We start from the raw sequence: 16,796 nt of genomic DNA on the forward strand, positions 1-16,796 counted from the left end.
TAGTGTTAGTTGTACTATAGAAGGAATTAAAATGTTTAGACTTTTCAAGTGGTTTAAAATAGTGGTGATTACCGTGCTGCTTACGCAGCATGGCTTTGCTGCGACTAAACCAATGAATTGTGAAGAACATCATAAGGACTCTTCCGATACGCATATTATGCAACCAAGCGAAAATATGCATCATCAAACAATGGATAGCAATAGTCACCATCACGCTGAAAATTCAAAAGATGCTAAGCACAATCATGCTGATGAGGAGTGTGAAAAATGTAAAGCTGGTGATTGTCTTTGCTGCGAAGGTGGCTTTTGTGCAAGCTTTCATTTAAATGCCTATCTTGTGCATGAGGAAGAAGAAAGTAACAGCAATATTAACTTAGACTTAATTATTCAACGGATACCCCCGCCAGCCTCTGGCATCCACCTCTTACCTTATCGTCCCCCAATTATTGGCTAATCACGGGAGCAGTGCGTCTTTTTTTCGCCAGTCCCATCAAAAATAGAACGATTTATTCATTGGTTTAAATAACCAACTGTTTTGAACAATTAGCACAATATTTTTGGGAGGCATGATGAACATGCTCAAATTATTGCCGTTTGCAATAGCTACCGCTGTTGCGAGTGGGCACCTCTTAGCGAATGAACAACAAAATAATAGTCGCTTCGCGTTAGCGGGGTATGGAGACGTAAAATACGAAGACAGTAAATTGATGGATACAAGTGCATTCAGTGCGCGATTTGTACCTATTTTCTTGTTTAGTCTCAATGACAAAATGCATATAGAAGCTGAAACTGAGATCTCAGTCGATGAAAACGGGGAAACTGAAGTCGAGCTTGAATACGCTGATATTCATTATTTCCTTTCTGATACAACTACTTTTACCGCAGGTAAATTTCTACTCCCATTCGGCCAGTATGGGCCGAATCAACACCCTAGTTGGATAAATCGCTCAGCATTTTCTCCCGGTATTTATGGCGGGTTAGGTGGTCATGGTGGTTATCAACCTATGCAAGGTTTGTTACCCGTGATGAGTGATATTGGTGTTGGCATTCAACACATTATTCCTTTGGGTAAAAATCAGAAGATTTTCTTTGATGTATATATGACCAATGGTCTTGCTGCCGAGGCTCCGCATGACGATGAAGAAGATGCCCATGATGAAGAACCTGTGCAGGATGGACACGAAGAAGAGGTTGTCGATGAACATGCTGAAGAGGAAGACGAGCATGAAGAAGTTGATGATCACGCTTTGGAACTTCCTGAACTAGCGTTTGAAGCAACGAGTGCGGATAACAACTCTGATAAGGCGTTTGGCGGTCGTATTGCTTATGCTTTTCTTCCCGGTATTGAGGTTGGCGCTTCCTATTACACTGCAAAATACGATGACGATGAAAAGCTAGGATTTACAGCAACTGGCTTTGATATCAACTGGATTGGTAACCATTACATCGTCAGAGGGGAATACATCAAAACAGAAACCGATGCCTTCGAAGAAGATGAACATGAAGAAAACAAAGTGATCACATTTGATCGCAATGGTTGGTATCTCCAAGCAACCTTTATGGCTGGAAAAATGTTCAATGTATTACAGGGGACAGATTTCGTCGTTGAATATGCCGAAACCAATAAAATTAACGAAGCGGAGCGTTGGGCTTATGGCATTAATTACTGGTTAGACAGCCGAGCAGTCATTAAGGCGACATACGAAGATACAACCGTTCACGATGGTGAAGATGACAAGCGCTTCGCTATCCAATACAGCTATGGCTTTTAAGGGGAGATACTTAGATGAAATCAACTATTCAAATATTACTGGTTGTCAGCTTATCTCTTTTGTCTGCTTTTAGCTCTCATGCAGAAGAGAAAATTTCCGGTGCGGAAGTGATCAATAACAATTGTGCAAGATGCCATAACGCTCGCGCTGTTCATGAATTTTCTATTCCCGAATGGAAAGTCATTATGCCGCATATGCGAGAAAAGGCGCATTTAACAGGTAAAGAAACGCAAGCTGTTCTTGAATTTTTGGAACTCACTAGCCAAAGCGTACCTTTGGCAAAAAAAGTAGCGCCAGAAAAGATGATAGCGCCTGATGGAAAGCAATTGTTTACTCAATTTGGTTGCCAAGGCTGCCATTCATTGAAAGGTGATGGTGGCACTGTTGGGCCAGCGTTAGATGAAACGATTAAAAACAAAGGGATCGGCTTCTTTATTAAGAAGCTCCAAAACCCTCAGTTTAATAACTCATCTTCTCCTATGCCTAAAATGCCGCTAAACGAGCAACAGATAAAAGCGATAGCTGAGTACATTAAATCATAAGGATGTGCTTGACCTGTGTCTTAGACACAGGTCTAGGCTGTAGGTGAGAGTACAAACTTAGGTGAAAAACTAAGGAGTAAATATGAAAGTAACAGAGCTGGCAAAAAGCCTTGGAACGACTGCTGATACGGTGCGCTATTACACGCGATTGGGACTGTTAAAACCTGCTAAGTCAGTGAACGGCTACAAGTCATACTCGAATAAAGAGGTATCGAGACTTAAATTCATTTTAAGTGCCAGAAACCTTGGTTTTTCTGTTGCTGATATCAAGCAAATCCTTAATGAATCTGAAGATGGTAAAAGTGCGTGCCCATTAGTCAGAAGTCTGATCAAAGAGCGGCTTGAAGAAACAGAAAAACAGTTTCAAGCAATGTTGGCACTTCGAGGAAAAATGTCTTCAGCTCTTTCTCAATGGGAAGAAATGGAAGACAAAGCACCCACTGCAAACATGGTTTGTCATCTCATCGAAAACTTTGAACAAATTAAAAAGGCATAGGAGGAAAAATGGTGACTACTAATACAAATATAGAAACCGAATCAGGCTGTTGCTGTCAGGAAAAAGCTCAATCCTCTTCGTGTAAAAATAAGAAGAGTACGTTGGAGAAAGTATCACATAACCAACAGCTCATCATTGAAGGAGCTGGGTGTGCTAGCTGTGTAGGCAAAATTGAAGGAGCGTTAAAGGCAACTCTTGGTGTCGTCAGTGCGGAAATGAATTTTGCTGATAGGACTGTAACAGTTTCTGGGACAGCCAAGACAGAAGAATTGGTCAAAGCTGTTGAGTCTGTGGGGTATAACGCGAAGCCAATTGATGATAGCTCGGCAGCAGATGCGCTTGACGAGAAAGAAGCGGCTGATTGGGCATATTACAAAAAGCTAATGCGCGATACGTTTATTGCCCTTTCACTCGGTGTTCCTTTGATGATCTACAGCATTGTGGTTGGAGAAATGACGGTTGAAACAAACCTTGAACGCATGTCTTGGTTGATTGTAGGCATTTTAACTTTTGGTGTTATGTATTTTTCAGGTAAGCATTTTTATGTTGGCGCATGGAAAAGCTTTAAAAACCACTCCGCTAATATGGACACTCTAATAGCGTTGGGAACAGGTACTGCTTGGGTGTATTCGATGGTGGTGGTGTTTGCACCTGACGCCGTTCCATTGATGGCACGGCATGTTTATTTTGAAGCTACCGCCATGATTATTGGCTTAATTGATTTAGGTCTAGCATTAGAAATAAAAGCCAGAGGCAAAACCTCTGAGGCCATTAAACGTCTTATCGGCTTGCAGGCTAAAACAGCAACCGTGGTTCGTGACAACAAAGAAGTTCAGATTGGTATTGAGCAGGTTTTACTTAACGATATTGTGAAGGTAAAACCGGGTGAAAAAATTCCCGTCGATGGTGTGGTATTGGAAGGGCACACCTCTATTGATGAGTCCATGCTGACAGGCGAACCTATGCCTGTTGAAAAAGCCGAAGAAGATGAGGTTGTCGCTGGTACTTTGAACAAATCAGGCATGATTTTATTTAGAGCCACACGCGTTGGTAAAGACACGGCGCTTGCACAAATCATCAATATGGTTAAACGAGCACAAAATTCAAAACCGCCGATTGGCCGCTTGGCCGATGTTATTTCAGCTTTTTTCGTGCCTGTTGTCATGATCATCTCTGTGTTAAGTGCGCTAGCATGGCTTAACTTTGGACCTGAGCCAGCAATTGCTTTTGCAATCGTATCAGCAACTACCGTACTCATTATTGCCTGCCCATGTGCTTTGGGCTTAGCAACGCCCATGTCTGTCATGGTCGGAGTAGGAAAAGCAGCAGAAGCCGGAGTGCTTATTCGAAACGGTGAAGCACTGCAAACCGCCTCTAAAATCACTGCCATGATTTTAGATAAAACGGGCACTATTACTGAAGGGACACCTAAGGTAACCGATATTGTTTTAGCAAAAGCTACTGACGAAAAAGACGTACTACAGCTTGCAGCAAGTTTAGAAAGTGGCTCAGAGCACCCTTTAGCGCAAGCGATTGTTGAAAGTGCATTAGATAAGGATATTGAGTTACTAAAAATTGAAGCCTTTAACGCCATTACGGGTTTTGGTGTAGAAGCAAACTGCAACAATAAAGCCCTGCTTTTCGGAAACGATAAACTAATGAAAATTAAGGGCATTGACCTTACAGGTTTCGTTGGAAAAGCCCAATCTTTAGCAAAAGAAGCTAAAACACCAATGTATTTTGCTGTTAATGGCGAGCTGGCAGCAATTATTGCTGTTGCAGATCCTATTAAGTCAGACTCAATTTCCGCGATTAAACGGCTTCAAACCAATGGGATTCGCGTCATCATGCTAACGGGCGATAACAAGGAAACCGCCGCCGCTGTTGCCAAAAAAGCGGGTATTAGTGAGTTTCTTGCTGAAGTACTGCCAGAAGATAAAGCCAACAAGGTTCAAGAATTACAAGACAGTGGCGAAATTGTTGGTATGACAGGAGATGGCATCAACGATGCTCCTGCACTAGCGTTAGCCGATGTTGGTTTCGCCATAGGCACAGGGACTGATGTAGCAATCGAAAGTGCTGATATTACCCTGATGCGTGGCTCACTTCATGGCCTTGCTGATGCCATAGCGGTAAGCAAAGCCACTTTACGAAATATCAAACAAAACTTGTTTGGCGCGTTTGTCTATAACGTAGCCGGGATTCCTTTTGCTGCGGGGATTCTATATCCCTTCTTTGGCATTCTGCTTAGCCCTGTAATTGCAGGTGCTGCAATGGCGTTTTCGTCATTGACTGTAGTGTCAAATGCAAATCGACTTCGCTTTTTTAAAGCCCAAAACTCATAGAAAGTAAGCATTAGGAGAATCACAATGATGATAATTAACTTATTAGGCTTAGTGTTAATCGCACTGATTGTTTGGTGGTTTTGGCTATACAAACCCAATAAAACAATTGTTCAAGATAATGAAGTACTCATTGAAGTGAAAGATGGTGTGTATTCACCATCCTCAATCCAAGTGTCTGCTAGTCAACCTGTCACCCTGAAGTTCATGCGCAAAGATCAATCACCCTGTGCTGAAACAATGCTTATTCCATCATTAGAGATAAGCGAGCAGCTTAAATTAAATGAAATTACTCAAATTACCTTATTGAACTTATCAGCGGGAGAGCATGAGTTTCATTGTCAGATGCAAATGTATCGCGGTGTTTTAAAGGTTGTTTAGGAGGGGTTATGAACATGAAAAAAGTGACAGCCATTTTTGATGAAATGGTGTTAACACGAGTAGAAGAGGCACTACTTTCACATGGCTATAAAGGCTTTACCATTCATAAAGCAACAGGCAGAGGTGCATATGCTGATACTTACAACAGAAATCACTTATCAGCACATATAGTAATGACCATTTATGTTGCTTTTGATGATGCTGAACATGTTGCTGAAGTTTTGCTCGATGCTGCGCATACCAACATTGAAGGCGAAGGATTAGTTAGCATCTCTCCTGTGGATAATCTCTACTGGATAAATTCTAAGTCTGAAGCTTCAAAGGAAGATTTAAGGTCAATAGGAGGCCAATATGAAAAATGAGCACCCTAAATTTTGGTCAACACCTACGGGTTGGGCTGCATTGGTGCTTATTGCCGCAGCCACCTATTTTTTAATCTTTGAACATGGACAGCATGTACTGCAATTTCTTCCTTATTTGATTTTATTGCTATGCCCGTTGATGCACGTATTTATGCATGGCAGTCATGGCAAACATGGCCACGATCATTCACATGCGCCTGATGAGAAAAAGGAAGAGAGCTTTCAAGAACTAACGGATAAAAATGCTGCCTATCGCGATGGCTACATACAAGGCTTAGAAGAAGGACGTAAGGAATCACATAAAAAGGAGAAAAGTGATGAATGAGACATATGATTATGGCTTATGGTCAATGGTGATACTGAACTCTGCAATTTTTATCTTTTTTGCCTTTAGTTTTGTCAAACCAAAAACATCGACTGATTGGCGAAGTTTAGGAGCGTTCTCCGCCTTTATTGTCGCCCTATTTACTGAAATGTATGGCTTTCCTTTAACTATCTATTTTCTATCGGGGTGGCTGACGGAGACCTATCCAGAAGTAAACTTCTTTGCGCATGAAAATGGACACTTATTGCATACTTTCTTTGGTTTTGAAGGTGATGCCCATTGGGACCCATTTCATATAGCGAGTATGGTGTTTATTGTTGCAGGTTTCTTTATGTTGTCTTCAGCATGGAACGTATTGCATCACGCGCAAAAACACCATCAATTGGCTACTACAGGATGGTATGCGAGGTGTCGTCACCCACAGTACGTAGCTTTCATTCTAATCATGTTTGGCTTTTTATTGCAGTGGCCGACCATCCCGACACTTACGATGTTTCCAATCTTAGTCGTTGTTTATGTCAAGCTAGCCAAACGCGAAGAAGCACAAGCTATTGCAGAGTTTGGCTCTGAGTACCGCAGGTATATGGAATCGACACCAAGTTGGATTCCAAATTTTAATAAAATGTAGAAGGTAAAAATTATGAAAACATTAGGTAAATCAATTCTATTTTCTGGCTCACTGATGGTAGCCACAAGCTCATTTGCCCAAGATCATGACCATAAGCATGAAAGTGTGAACAAATATGATATGCATCAAGGCATGGAGATGTCACACGAAAATATGGAAAAAATGCATAAAAAGATGATGGAAATGAAAAAAGAAGTTTTAGCAATTAAATCTGAACAAGACCCTGATAAGCAACAGCGAATGATGCATCAACATAGACGTTCAATGATGAAAATTATGCAGATCATGCATCGAGGTATGGAAGACAAACCTATACATAAACAAATTGCAATGGCTGAACATCATCTGGAAATGATGGAAAACATGATGCCTCAAATGAAAGAAAAGATGACAGAAATGAAAGGCAAAAAACAAAACCACTCGCACTCTCATTAGGAGGTAAATTATGAGCGATTTAGAGCATAGAGTTGGCGTTAGAGAGCAGAATTTAGTTGTTCGCAATTTGAGGCTAAGTAATGTTACAGAAGAAAATTGTGACGAGCTAGTAAAAGAAATTGATCAGCTTTTTGGTATTGATGAAGTTAGCTACAACATCAAAGAAGGTGAAATACATCTCGCATATGATGCGGTGAACATAAACCTTGATGGGGTTGAGGAAGTAATTCGCAAACATGGTGCTGATGTTCATGATGATTGGTGGACACATACTAAAGAAAGCTACTACAAATTTGTTGATCAGAATGTTAAAGACAACGCTGCTCATAAACCGTGGAGTTGTCACAAAGTTCCTCCGGGTGCAAGCCGGAAAAATAAGTAAGCTTACGAAGAGCTTGCTCAGTTAATAAGTAAGATGAGGAGAAAATGATGAAAACATCCAATATGAAGATTCTACTTTTATTTGTATTTGGTATCTTTCTAGCGGGTTGTTCCAATACTGCGTTTTATCACAAAAATATGATGAGGGGTCAAGTGGTTGAGCAGTCTACTGATCGAACTCTGATTTGTATTGGTGCCAAACATGGCGCGGAGGTTGGACAAAAATACAGTGTTATTAGATTCCATGAGGAAATAGCGCCGGGTGAAGGTGATGATCCGTATACCATAGAAAAAGTGGGAACTGTTCAAATTACTAAAATTGTGAATGATCACTTCGCTACGGTAAAACTACTATCAGGTGATATTGCAGCGAAAGATATGGTGGAGCTTGAATAGTAATTAAGTGGTGGCGCAAGCCACCACTGGAGAATAACGATGAAACTTAATGAGAAAGCTTTTGCGTTGGCTTGTGCAGCCGCTTTTGGCATTGTTTGGTTGGTTTGTTCAATGGTGGTAATGATGCTGCCTGATATGATGTCTAGTATGACGGGCAACATGTTGCATACTGACTGGAAAATTCTGGGCTGGCAGATGTCCTTTATAGGAGTATTTATTGGTGGATTTTTTTGGGTGTTATTTGCAGGTGTAACAGGGGGAATTGTAGCAAAGATTTACAATAACCTGAATTCGAAATAGTAGTCACATTTAGATTGGTGGAAATAATTAAATTAACAACAGCGAATCCATTTAATCAATCATTAATTGAATGACGCTAAGCAAGAATGAAAAACTTTTTTCAGTTTTAAATATGAAGTCTAAGGTGTGTCTTAAACACACCTTAGCTGTTGAGTTTTAAGGAAAAAACTATTTTCTTTGGCACTCAATTTGCAATGTTCGTGAGAGACAATTAATTGACGAAGAGTATGTTTATGCTTCATATCGAAAACACTTTAATTAGCCAGCTCCAAAACTCATCTGTTTATAAATCAAGCTTAGAGGAACAAAAAACTAATAATAATGAGTTCTCTAATCTACTTATTAAGGCGATTGACAATGTAAATGAATTGCATCAAAAAGCAGGTAAAGCGACAAAAGAATTCGAGTTAGGGACAACAGACATTAGTTTAGCAGAGGTTATGATTGCAAGATCAAAAGCAGGAGTTGCTACTGAAGCCACTATACAAGTTAGAAATAAAGCAATAGAAGGGTACAAAGAAATTATGAATATGGCTCTATAAACTTTTAGTATGTTAGAGTAAACAACTAGAATTTATGATAGAAAGTCATCGTTTTATTTCGTTCATGTACGAAATTATCAAATGGACTTTCGTTCATGTAATTGTTATGGTGTACGAAAGGTATAGGTTTCGTACATATGAAAGTTGGTTTTGCACGAGTTTCGACTCAAGAACAAGATTTACAAGTTCAACTGTCCAAGTTGGACCGTTATGGTTGTGAGAAAGTATTTCAAGGGAAGCAAAGTGGTGCTTCGATTAAAAATGATGAGAAGTTAAAAGATCTCATAGATTTTATACGAGAAGGCGATGAAGTAATTGTTACTCGCCTTGATCGGCTTGGCCGATCATTAAAGACTATTCTCGAAGCTATTGAAAGTATCCATAAAAAAGGAGCGTGTTTAAATATCATCGACGGCTCTCTTAACACTGGTAATGATAATCCATTCTCGACGGCGATGATCAACCTATGTGGAGTCTTCGCTCAGCTTGAGCGGGATTTAATAAAAGCCAGAACAGCAGAAGGTCGTGAAGAGGCTAAGGCTAAAGGCAAACATATGGGGAGAATGCCTGCTTTGTCTGATAAACAAGCGAAGGAATTATATGAAGATAAATTAAATGGTGAATCGATTTCTGCATTAGCAAAAAAATATTCTGTTAGCCGCCCTACGGTTCACAGAACTATTAAAAGAATGGAAAAGCAAAATAATAAATAAAGGGAGATGTTATGTGGTCTGACAAAGAATCAAAAATTGATTTCTTAAATTTTAATGAAGCGGCTGAGTCGATTAAAGACCTTATAACAGAAAAGGAATTAATGCCTATTAGCGTCGGTGTCTTTGGTGATTGGGGCGCAGGAAAATCTACTATTCTTGAACTTACCAAAGCATCTTTGGAAACTGATGAACAAGAATATATCCAAGTACATTTTGATGCATGGACTTTCCAAGGGTACGATGATGCTAAAGCTGCGCTATTAGAAACAATCGCATCTACTTTAGTTAAAAAAGCAGCAGACGATAAAAACCTAAGTGCAAAAGCAAAAGAGTTTGCTGGACGAATAGATAAGATCAGACTGATGGGACTACTTATGGATGGTGGTGCAGCATTAGCTGGTATACCGACTATGGGTGGTATACAGAAGATCATGGGACTATTCAGTGGTGGTGACGATGGTGAACTGGATGTTGATGATGTAAAAGGTGCTGTCGATGGCGCTAAGGATGTCGCGAAGAAAAACAAAGGTTTGATCAAAGATAAGAAATCATTCTCACCTCCTAAAGAAATTAAAGAATTCCGAAAAGCATATTCAGATCTGCTAAAGGAGTTTGATAAACCACTTATTGTCTATGTCGATAATTTAGATCGCTGCTCTCCATTTAATGCCATTTCAACACTTGAGGCGATCAGATTATTTCTATTTCTACCAAATACCGCATTTGTTATTGCCGCCGATGAAGACATGATCCGCTTGGCTGTGCCGGAATATCACAAAGGTGCATCTCAACGACATCAAACTGATTATTTAGACAAGCTTATTCAAATTCCTGTGCATGTACCAAGACCCGGCGTTCTGGAGATAAGGGCATATTTAATGATGCTTACTGCTCAAGACCACGGCGTTACCGATGCTCAATTAGAAACGATAAGATGTGCCCTTGAAGAATCATTAAGGCTGTCGTGGAAACAACCACAAATAACCATTGATGAGCTACTTCAAGATCACGCTATCGAAAAGCATTCAGAACTCAGAAGTAAATTTGTAGTTGCTGAGCAGTTAGCTCCACTATTAGCTGAATCTACAAACATTAACGGCAACCCTCGCATAGTTAAGCGATTACTGAACCAAGTGAAGATGAGAAAGAAAACGGCTCACCGTCGAGGTATGCAGCTTGATGAAAAAACCATCACTAAGCTGGTAATTTTTGAGAGGTGCTTAGGCACTCAGGCTACCAATAAGCTTTATGAATTAATTGACAAGGAAAAGGGATTCCCAAAAGTATTGGCGGAACTCGAAAATTCAGAAGTTGAATTTGACGAAATTAAGTTACCTGAAGAGTGGAAGCTAGACCTAGCTTTTATTGATAAATGGTCAAAATTACCTCCAATGTTTACTGAGATGGATTTGACTCCAGCGGCGTATCTGAGTCGAGAAAGCATTCCAATGGGCGCTGTTAATGCGGTAATGTCAGGAGCCGCTCAAAAACTTGTAGAAGACTTAATGAAGCAAAAGGTAAGGGTCAGTGGCGTTAACTCTACTGCGATTACCACAACTCCTAAGGAAGAATACATGTCAGTCATGGATGGTTTGATTGAAAACTTTAAGTTGATTGGTGATTGGACTGAAAGACCTACAGGCATTTATGGAGCAGTGCTACTTGCCAAGCAGGATGATAAATGTTGTTTAAGTCTTCTTACATTCTTAAAAAGCTTGCCCCGACAAAGGTGGCTTAATCCAATTTTAAAAGAACTAGAGGGAACTAAGTAATATGGGTACGTCCGCATCGTCAACAGGACCGAATAACAAGAGTCCGCTAATTCCATCGTGGGCAGAGCAAGGAGACCCCGTCACGATAGAACCTGCATCAGGTACTGATGGGGATGATCAAACAGGCTTTGACAGTGGTCAAGCAGATGATCAGAATGACAATAGTAACGATATTGACAATGACAAGGTTCAACAAGAAATCGGCGGTTCACCAACAGCAACACCGCCTCCAAATAGGTTTGCTAGTGCAAGAAGAGCATTTGGTAAGTACGCTCAAACAGGTGGATCAACTTCGGATCTAAGGCGTTCATTAAAAAGTTACTCTAGAAAAGGCTCTGGTGGAGGTAAGAGTACTAGCCGGAGACTAGCAAGCGGCATAACTGCTGGTTCTGGATTGCTTGGTTTCATGCGTGGCGACACAGTAACGGTTAATAATCAAAGCTTATCATTAGGTGATCTAACTGGGCTATCGACTGACCAAGCAATTGACAAAATTGCTAGCCATTTAGCGCCTCATAATGCCGATTCGGATGCTGTAAGAGTTGCGTTGGATTACGCACTAGAGGAAGCATTACCCGATACTGAAGAGTTTGATCCTAACAGTTTTACCGACGAAGTTATCCAAGAAGCCATAGGTTGTTATTTAACAGATCTTATATTTCAGGATGTGGTTGAAGGCATGGGCAGAGCTTGGTTTCATGTAGAGCCAGCAAGCAAGCATCATCAAATGGAAGTTGAATTAAGGGAATTAATAAAAGTGATCACACAAGAACAGTTAGACAAAGTAACTAATGGCAACCCCAGTACTATCAGTAAGGAAAATATTACTAAAATTCAAGCCGATGCTATTGCCATGACAGTTGATGAGTGGGAGAGCTTTGATGACTAATTTTTATTTTAATCATGACCCAGCTAACTTGCCTGATTTTTCTAATGATTGTCATCCTGTCCAGATGTTCCATACGCATCAAAATGACATCACTAAGCACAGCTTAGTGTCAAAACAACTACTACAAACAGTTCGTGATTTGGGATTGAATGTAGATGCTGATGCAATAGATCTGATAACAATTGCAACCGCTGTTACCGCCGCTGATACATTTGAATTGAGGGATAATGCAGAAAATGCATGGGCTAGAAAAATGCATTTACATGTTCCTGTTACCGATGAGGATATGTGGAATACTGTTGAGCCTGAACTAAGTTCTTTGCTCAACTTTCTAACGGGCGATCAATGGCAGTTTACTTTTGAAAAAACAACTATGCCGATGCCGACTCCTAAAACAAGTGAGCAAGCGAAAGCAAAAGCAAAATCATTAATTGGACTCAACTCAGTCTGCCTTTTTTCAGGAGGTCTTGATAGCGCAGTTGGTGCAATTGACATTTTAAACGGAGAGTCAGCCTTAAAACCGCTTTTGGTTAGTCACGCTTATCGTGGTGATGGCGCAAAACAGGAAGATATTAAGCATTTATTGTCCCCGCCATTCGGCGAATTGTCCTATTCAATGTCTCCTCATATTATCAAGCAATTAGAAGGTAAAACTGACATTAGCATGAGGGGAAGAAGCTTCAACTTCCTAGCTATGGCGGTACTTGGTATATCAGCCTTAAGAAATGCTAATTGCGATAGCAGTATTGAAACTATTGTCGTCCCTGAGAATGGCTATATTTCTATAAATCCACCGCTTACCAGAAGACGGATTGGTAGCCATAGTACTAGAACTACTCATCCTAATTTTCTAAGCAGGCTTGAATCTTTGCTTAGAGACACTGGGTTTCATGTCAAATTTGTAAACCCCTATCAATTCAAAACTAAAGGTGAAATGTTAGCGGAATGTGTTGATCAAGACGCAATTAGAAAAGCAGTTCCTCTGAGTGTTTCTTGTAGTCATTGGCACAGAGAGCATAAACAGTGTGGGCATTGTGTACCTTGCCTTATTCGAAGAGCGTCAGTTTTTCATGCTGGTTTTACACAAGATGCGCCATACAAGACAAAGCGGTTGAGAGGTCTTATTAAAGAAAAAGATACTCGCGATGATCTCCAAGCGGTTCAAACTGCCATTATTAGATTGAAACAATCAGATAACTATCGTTCTTGGCTTCGAAAGTCAGGACCAATACCACAAGAAAAAGATATACGAGAAAAATTAGAATCAACTATTAAGCGAGGATTGGCAGAGGTTGAATTATTTCTCCAAGCGGATAAATCATCATGATGGATCTTCATTGCCATGTTGATTTATATCCAGATTATCAAGAGGTATTGAACGACATAAAAAGCAGTAATTATTACGTGCTATCAGTAACTACGGTGCCGTCAGCTTTTGAAGGTACTGTCCAGTTAACAAGTGACATAAAACACTGTAAAACGGCTTTGGGTCTGCACCCTCAACTTGCTCATTTAAGGAAAAATGAACTACCTCTATTCGATAAGCTAGTTGATAGAACTAGATATATTGGAGAAATTGGGCTGGATGGCTCAAAAGGTTATGCTGATTACTTTGATGATCAATTAGAGGTTTTTACGCATATTTTGAAAAAATGTGAAGGCTTTGATAACAAAATATTAACTATCCATAGTCTTAATGCGACAGGTGAAGTACTTGAACAACTTAAGTTATACCCCGATGCTGGTACTTCTATTCTTCATTGGTTTTTAGGTACTAAGAAGCAAGTTCTAGAAGCCGTCGAGCTAGGCTGTTTCTTTTCTATTGGGCCAGCCATGCTTACTTCAGCCAGAGCTAAAAAAGTAATATCGTGGATACCTCAAGATAGGATTTTACTCGAAACTGATGGCCCTTTCGCCAAAGTGGCGGGGAATATTCTGTTTCCTTCAAGTGTTGGCACTGTTACTGAATATCTGGCTGAAATTTGGTGTAAAAATAAGGCTTCGATAATTGAGCAACTGTCAGCAAACCTTAGGTGTTTAACATCAGTCAAGTAACTAATTATACGTCACGTAATCTTATAACAATTTTATTCAGGTTTAATCGATTTGTTTGAAGTATTTGTATTAGCTATAGCACTCAGTATGGACGTGTTTGCAGTATCCATAGGCTTAGGTTCTAAAAAAGTAGCAAATGCTGAAAAACTCTTTATTAAAGCCGTTGCTTATTTTGGATTTTTCCAAGGCTTTATACCTCTTTTAGGCTATTACAGCGGTAAAGGATGATCATCTTGGATTGAAGATTATGCACCTTGGATAGCTTTTATTTTGCTATTATTTATCGGTGGCAAAAATGATTTATGAGTCCCAATCTGAAGGAATTGAAGAAGATATTGCTAATGTTACTCATCGTGTGCTATTTGTTCTTGCTATTGCCGCCAGTATTGATGCAATGGCGGCAGGTTATGCAATCACATTGCTTGAGGTAGATATAGCCGTAGCTTGCTTGATAATAGGCGTCACGACGTTTGCCTTTAGCTAGATTGGTGTGAATATCGGCGAAAGAAGTGGCGTATGGCTGGAGTCTAAAGCTGAACTATTTGGTGGTTTAGTGTTAATCGCAATCGCATTTAAGATATTACTTGGTTGGCACAGAACCACCGAATACTAGGCTACTTACCTGAGCAACATGCATTGCCTTCTTGAATAGGAGGACACTTAACTGTTCCATAAGAGCAGTAAACGCAACAATCACCTTTGAACGGTTTAAGTAGTGCTTTACAGCTTTCGCATTCGTAATACCATTGGCAAGCGTTTGTAGGCATGGTTTCAACTTTGCTAAATCCACATTCAGGGCAAGTTATCTTAGATTTTAATTCTATACCTTGCATACTGGTTCCTTAATGGGCTTAACAATATCTAAAATAGACATTACGACCATCCAAATGGTCCCAAAGTAAAATAAGTAAGTGCTCCAGTCGTATTGCCATAAAGGATAAAGGGTCAGCAATACTGCAATTGGGCCAATGACACTTAAAATGCCTCTTAATGACTCTCGATGTTGATACCAATTATAGAAATTAACTAACAACGCTAGTGAAGCAAATAATGGCAATAAGGTGTTCACCGCTATCCCTTCAAAATGTGAAAGAAAACCTAACCCAAGAGCAGATGCCAATGAGCCGAGCGCAGGAAAACATGCTGTGCAACTAAGGGCGGCTAGCCAAACGCCACCAGAACCTACTTTATCTAGAATTTTATTGATCATAACTATCTACCTCAATTTTTAAGGTAGTATAAACTCCGTACATAAGTACGGGGTCAATAGCTATTTAAGTGAATTTATTACCGGGCAGGATTGAGGGTCTTGATTGGCCTTGCAAGAATCTGTCATATCTTGAATTACTTTCTCTAACCGCTGTAAATCAGCAATTTTATTACGGATGAGATTAAGTTTTTGCAATCCCATCGATTCTATATCAGCGCAACTGCTACTTAGTGACATCAGTGATTCAATTTCTTTCAGCGTAAACCCTAATGCTTTAGCTTTCAGAATAAATTTGAGTTGATTGGCTAGAGCATCGCCATACATTCGGTAACCAGATTCTGGTTTTAAAGGCTGCTCTATCAGACCTTGGCGCTCATAGAAACGGATTGTTTCAACGCTAATGTTAAGTTCTTTAGCAAGTTTACCTATGGTTTTCATTTACAGAACCCTTAAATAATGTGCTGGATGTGTCTAACAAATGCTATTAATTTCATTGTGTTTGTAACTTCGTTTTTAACTTTTCAATTTCTAATAACAGTGCCTGATTCTCTGCATCTTTTTGCTCTGCGCTTTCTATCGCTTTTTGCCTTTCTAGCTCAAGGCGAGTTTTGTCTGATTCTAGTTCGTTAATCTTTAACGACTTTTTAAATGAATCAGTTTCTTGCATCGTTCTTTTTCGGCTCGAAATATAGTCATCTAGAGAGCCAGAGCTTCGGTGGGTCATTTCTCTTTCCATTTGAAGTACAGTAGCCGTTTCATTAACGCTGAACCCTAACTCTTTTGCGGCGTCCAGATGATTATCAAGGCTATCTCCAGCAAATTTATGACGTAAAGAATAAATCGATTTCCCTTTAGGCCAGCCAAGTTCTGTGGTGATTTCACTGAAGATCTTGCTGATATTCTCAGCGGTTAATGGTTGAAAGCTGTTGGGGTCTAAGAACAAATGACCATCGTAGTTACCAGTATCAATGTTGGTGAGAAACTCTTCCAAATCATTCTCAATGAAATTCCTGACAGCGAGCACTGTAGAGAATCTAAAGCTCACTGGCATAGTATTTCCTTGCTTAGCCAGCTTTGGAACAATTGATAAACTATCTTGCTTGTTGAGGAAGAACTCTCTTTCGATGATTTCTTTAGAAAATTGAAGCCTACGATAGCTACTAACCGAAATCGGGCGGCTACCCGTTTCATTCATGATCTGCGCAATTAGCAATAATGACGCTCGCTCATAGCCCTGATATTCATTAACTATGTA

The 16,796-nt window shown here is 39.9% G+C and carries 23 protein-coding genes and 1 pseudogene; 20 read left to right on the forward strand and 4 right to left on the reverse strand.

Annotated elements, in window-relative coordinates; all coding sequences use genetic code 11:
* Positions 1-31 precede the first annotated feature (31 nt).
* From CWC29_RS02555 to CWC29_RS02650, 20 genes and pseudogenes are all read left to right on the forward strand, one after another.
* Positions 32-454 (forward strand): hypothetical protein, encoded by a 423-nt coding sequence (locus CWC29_RS02555; RefSeq protein ID WP_100912772.1) that lies wholly within the window; start codon positions 32-34, stop codon positions 452-454.
* A 121-nt stretch (positions 455-575) separates the two neighbouring features.
* Complete coding sequence (locus CWC29_RS02560; RefSeq protein WP_232732230.1) at positions 576-1,772, forward strand: porin; 1,197 nt, start codon at positions 576-578, stop codon at positions 1,770-1,772.
* Positions 1,773-1,786: 14 nt separating this feature from the next.
* On the forward strand, positions 1,787-2,314 hold the full coding sequence (locus CWC29_RS02565; protein WP_138522051.1) for a c-type cytochrome: 528 nt from the start codon (positions 1,787-1,789) through the stop codon (positions 2,312-2,314).
* An 82-nt stretch (positions 2,315-2,396) separates the two neighbouring features.
* The gene (locus tag CWC29_RS02570; RefSeq protein ID WP_138522053.1) at positions 2,397-2,810 is read left to right on the forward strand and encodes a MerR family transcriptional regulator; all 414 of its coding nucleotides are present in this window, start codon (positions 2,397-2,399) and stop codon (positions 2,808-2,810) included.
* A 101-nt stretch (positions 2,811-2,911) separates the two neighbouring features.
* Entirely contained in the window at positions 2,912-5,155 is a 2,244-nt protein-coding gene (locus CWC29_RS02575; RefSeq protein ID WP_138522079.1) for a heavy metal translocating P-type ATPase, read from the forward strand.
* 24 nt (positions 5,156-5,179) lie between these two features.
* Positions 5,180-5,533 carry a cupredoxin domain-containing protein gene (locus CWC29_RS02580; RefSeq protein ID WP_100912776.1) on the forward strand — a complete coding sequence of 118 codons (354 nt, stop codon included), beginning with the start codon at positions 5,180-5,182 and terminating at the stop codon, positions 5,531-5,533.
* Positions 5,534-5,541: 8 nt separating this feature from the next.
* Positions 5,542-5,895, forward strand: coding sequence for a P-II family nitrogen regulator (locus tag CWC29_RS02585; protein WP_085282000.1), 354 nt, complete (start codon positions 5,542-5,544; stop codon positions 5,893-5,895).
* A complete protein-coding gene (locus CWC29_RS02590) occupies positions 5,885-6,220 on the forward strand; it encodes a DUF2933 domain-containing protein (protein ID WP_100912777.1) in 336 nt (111 codons plus the stop codon). Before CWC29_RS02585 ends, CWC29_RS02590 begins: the two co-directional genes overlap by 11 nt.
* Positions 6,213-6,848, forward strand: a complete 636-nt coding sequence (locus CWC29_RS02595) for a methyltransferase family protein (RefSeq protein WP_100912778.1) — start codon at positions 6,213-6,215, stop codon at positions 6,846-6,848. Before CWC29_RS02590 ends, CWC29_RS02595 begins: the two co-directional genes overlap by 8 nt.
* A 12-nt stretch (positions 6,849-6,860) precedes the next feature.
* Complete coding sequence (locus tag CWC29_RS02600; protein WP_138522055.1) at positions 6,861-7,283, forward strand: hypothetical protein; 423 nt, start codon at positions 6,861-6,863, stop codon at positions 7,281-7,283.
* A gap of 10 nt (positions 7,284-7,293) precedes the next feature.
* Positions 7,294-7,665 (forward strand): hypothetical protein, encoded by a 372-nt coding sequence (locus tag CWC29_RS02605; protein ID WP_085282006.1) that lies wholly within the window; start codon positions 7,294-7,296, stop codon positions 7,663-7,665.
* A gap of 44 nt (positions 7,666-7,709) precedes the next feature.
* The gene (locus CWC29_RS02610) at positions 7,710-8,060 is read left to right on the forward strand and encodes a hypothetical protein (RefSeq protein WP_233143760.1); all 351 of its coding nucleotides are present in this window, start codon (positions 7,710-7,712) and stop codon (positions 8,058-8,060) included.
* A 39-nt stretch (positions 8,061-8,099) separates the two neighbouring features.
* A complete protein-coding gene (locus tag CWC29_RS02615) occupies positions 8,100-8,360 on the forward strand; it encodes a DUF5676 family membrane protein (protein WP_085282010.1) in 261 nt (86 codons plus the stop codon).
* 233 nt (positions 8,361-8,593) lie between these two features.
* Complete coding sequence (gene fliE, locus CWC29_RS02620) at positions 8,594-8,902, forward strand: flagellar hook-basal body complex protein FliE (protein WP_157813456.1); 309 nt, start codon at positions 8,594-8,596, stop codon at positions 8,900-8,902.
* Between the two features lie 137 nt (positions 8,903-9,039).
* Positions 9,040-9,615: a recombinase family protein gene (locus tag CWC29_RS02625; RefSeq protein ID WP_100912781.1), complete on the forward strand. Its 576-nt coding sequence runs from the start codon at positions 9,040-9,042 to the stop codon at positions 9,613-9,615.
* A gap of 11 nt (positions 9,616-9,626) precedes the next feature.
* A complete protein-coding gene (locus CWC29_RS02630; RefSeq protein ID WP_100912782.1) occupies positions 9,627-11,387 on the forward strand; it encodes a KAP family P-loop NTPase fold protein in 1,761 nt (586 codons plus the stop codon).
* A gap of 1 nt (position 11,388) precedes the next feature.
* Positions 11,389-12,276 (forward strand): hypothetical protein, encoded by an 888-nt coding sequence (locus tag CWC29_RS02635; RefSeq protein WP_075594018.1) that lies wholly within the window; start codon positions 11,389-11,391, stop codon positions 12,274-12,276.
* Positions 12,269-13,603: a Qat anti-phage system QueC-like protein QatC gene (gene qatC, locus CWC29_RS02640; RefSeq protein WP_100912783.1), complete on the forward strand. Its 1,335-nt coding sequence runs from the start codon at positions 12,269-12,271 to the stop codon at positions 13,601-13,603. Before CWC29_RS02635 ends, qatC begins: the two co-directional genes overlap by 8 nt.
* On the forward strand, positions 13,600-14,331 hold the full coding sequence (gene qatD, locus CWC29_RS02645) for a Qat anti-phage system TatD family nuclease QatD (protein ID WP_062566148.1): 732 nt from the start codon (positions 13,600-13,602) through the stop codon (positions 14,329-14,331). The genes qatC and qatD overlap by 4 nt, the downstream gene beginning before the upstream one ends.
* A gap of 51 nt (positions 14,332-14,382) precedes the next feature.
* A pseudogene (locus CWC29_RS02650) lies at positions 14,383-14,944 on the forward strand (manganese efflux pump MntP).
* 1 nt (position 14,945) lies between these two features.
* On the opposite strand, the gene CWC29_RS23645 reads toward CWC29_RS02650, so the two are convergent.
* The 4 genes from CWC29_RS23645 to CWC29_RS23650 are packed head-to-tail and all read right to left on the reverse strand — an operon-like array spanning position 14,946 to position 16,736.
* Positions 14,946-15,164, reverse strand: coding sequence for a GDCCVxC domain-containing (seleno)protein (locus CWC29_RS23645; RefSeq protein WP_062566147.1), 219 nt, complete (start codon positions 15,162-15,164; stop codon positions 14,946-14,948).
* On the reverse strand, positions 15,152-15,541 hold the full coding sequence (gene merC, locus CWC29_RS02660; protein WP_100912784.1) for an organomercurial transporter MerC: 390 nt from the start codon (positions 15,539-15,541) through the stop codon (positions 15,152-15,154). The genes CWC29_RS23645 and merC overlap by 13 nt, the downstream gene beginning before the upstream one ends.
* A 60-nt stretch (positions 15,542-15,601) precedes the next feature.
* Positions 15,602-15,979: a MerR family transcriptional regulator gene (locus tag CWC29_RS02665; RefSeq protein ID WP_138522057.1), complete on the reverse strand. Its 378-nt coding sequence runs from the start codon at positions 15,977-15,979 to the stop codon at positions 15,602-15,604.
* A 52-nt stretch (positions 15,980-16,031) separates the two neighbouring features.
* On the reverse strand, positions 16,032-16,736 hold the full coding sequence (locus CWC29_RS23650) for a coiled-coil domain-containing protein (protein WP_235956513.1): 705 nt from the start codon (positions 16,734-16,736) through the stop codon (positions 16,032-16,034).
* Between the last annotated feature and the right edge of the window lie 60 nt (positions 16,737-16,796).

It is taken from the genome of Pseudoalteromonas galatheae, from assembly GCF_005886105.2.
In the GTDB taxonomy this organism is placed as follows: domain Bacteria; phylum Pseudomonadota; class Gammaproteobacteria; order Enterobacterales; family Alteromonadaceae; genus Pseudoalteromonas; species Pseudoalteromonas galatheae.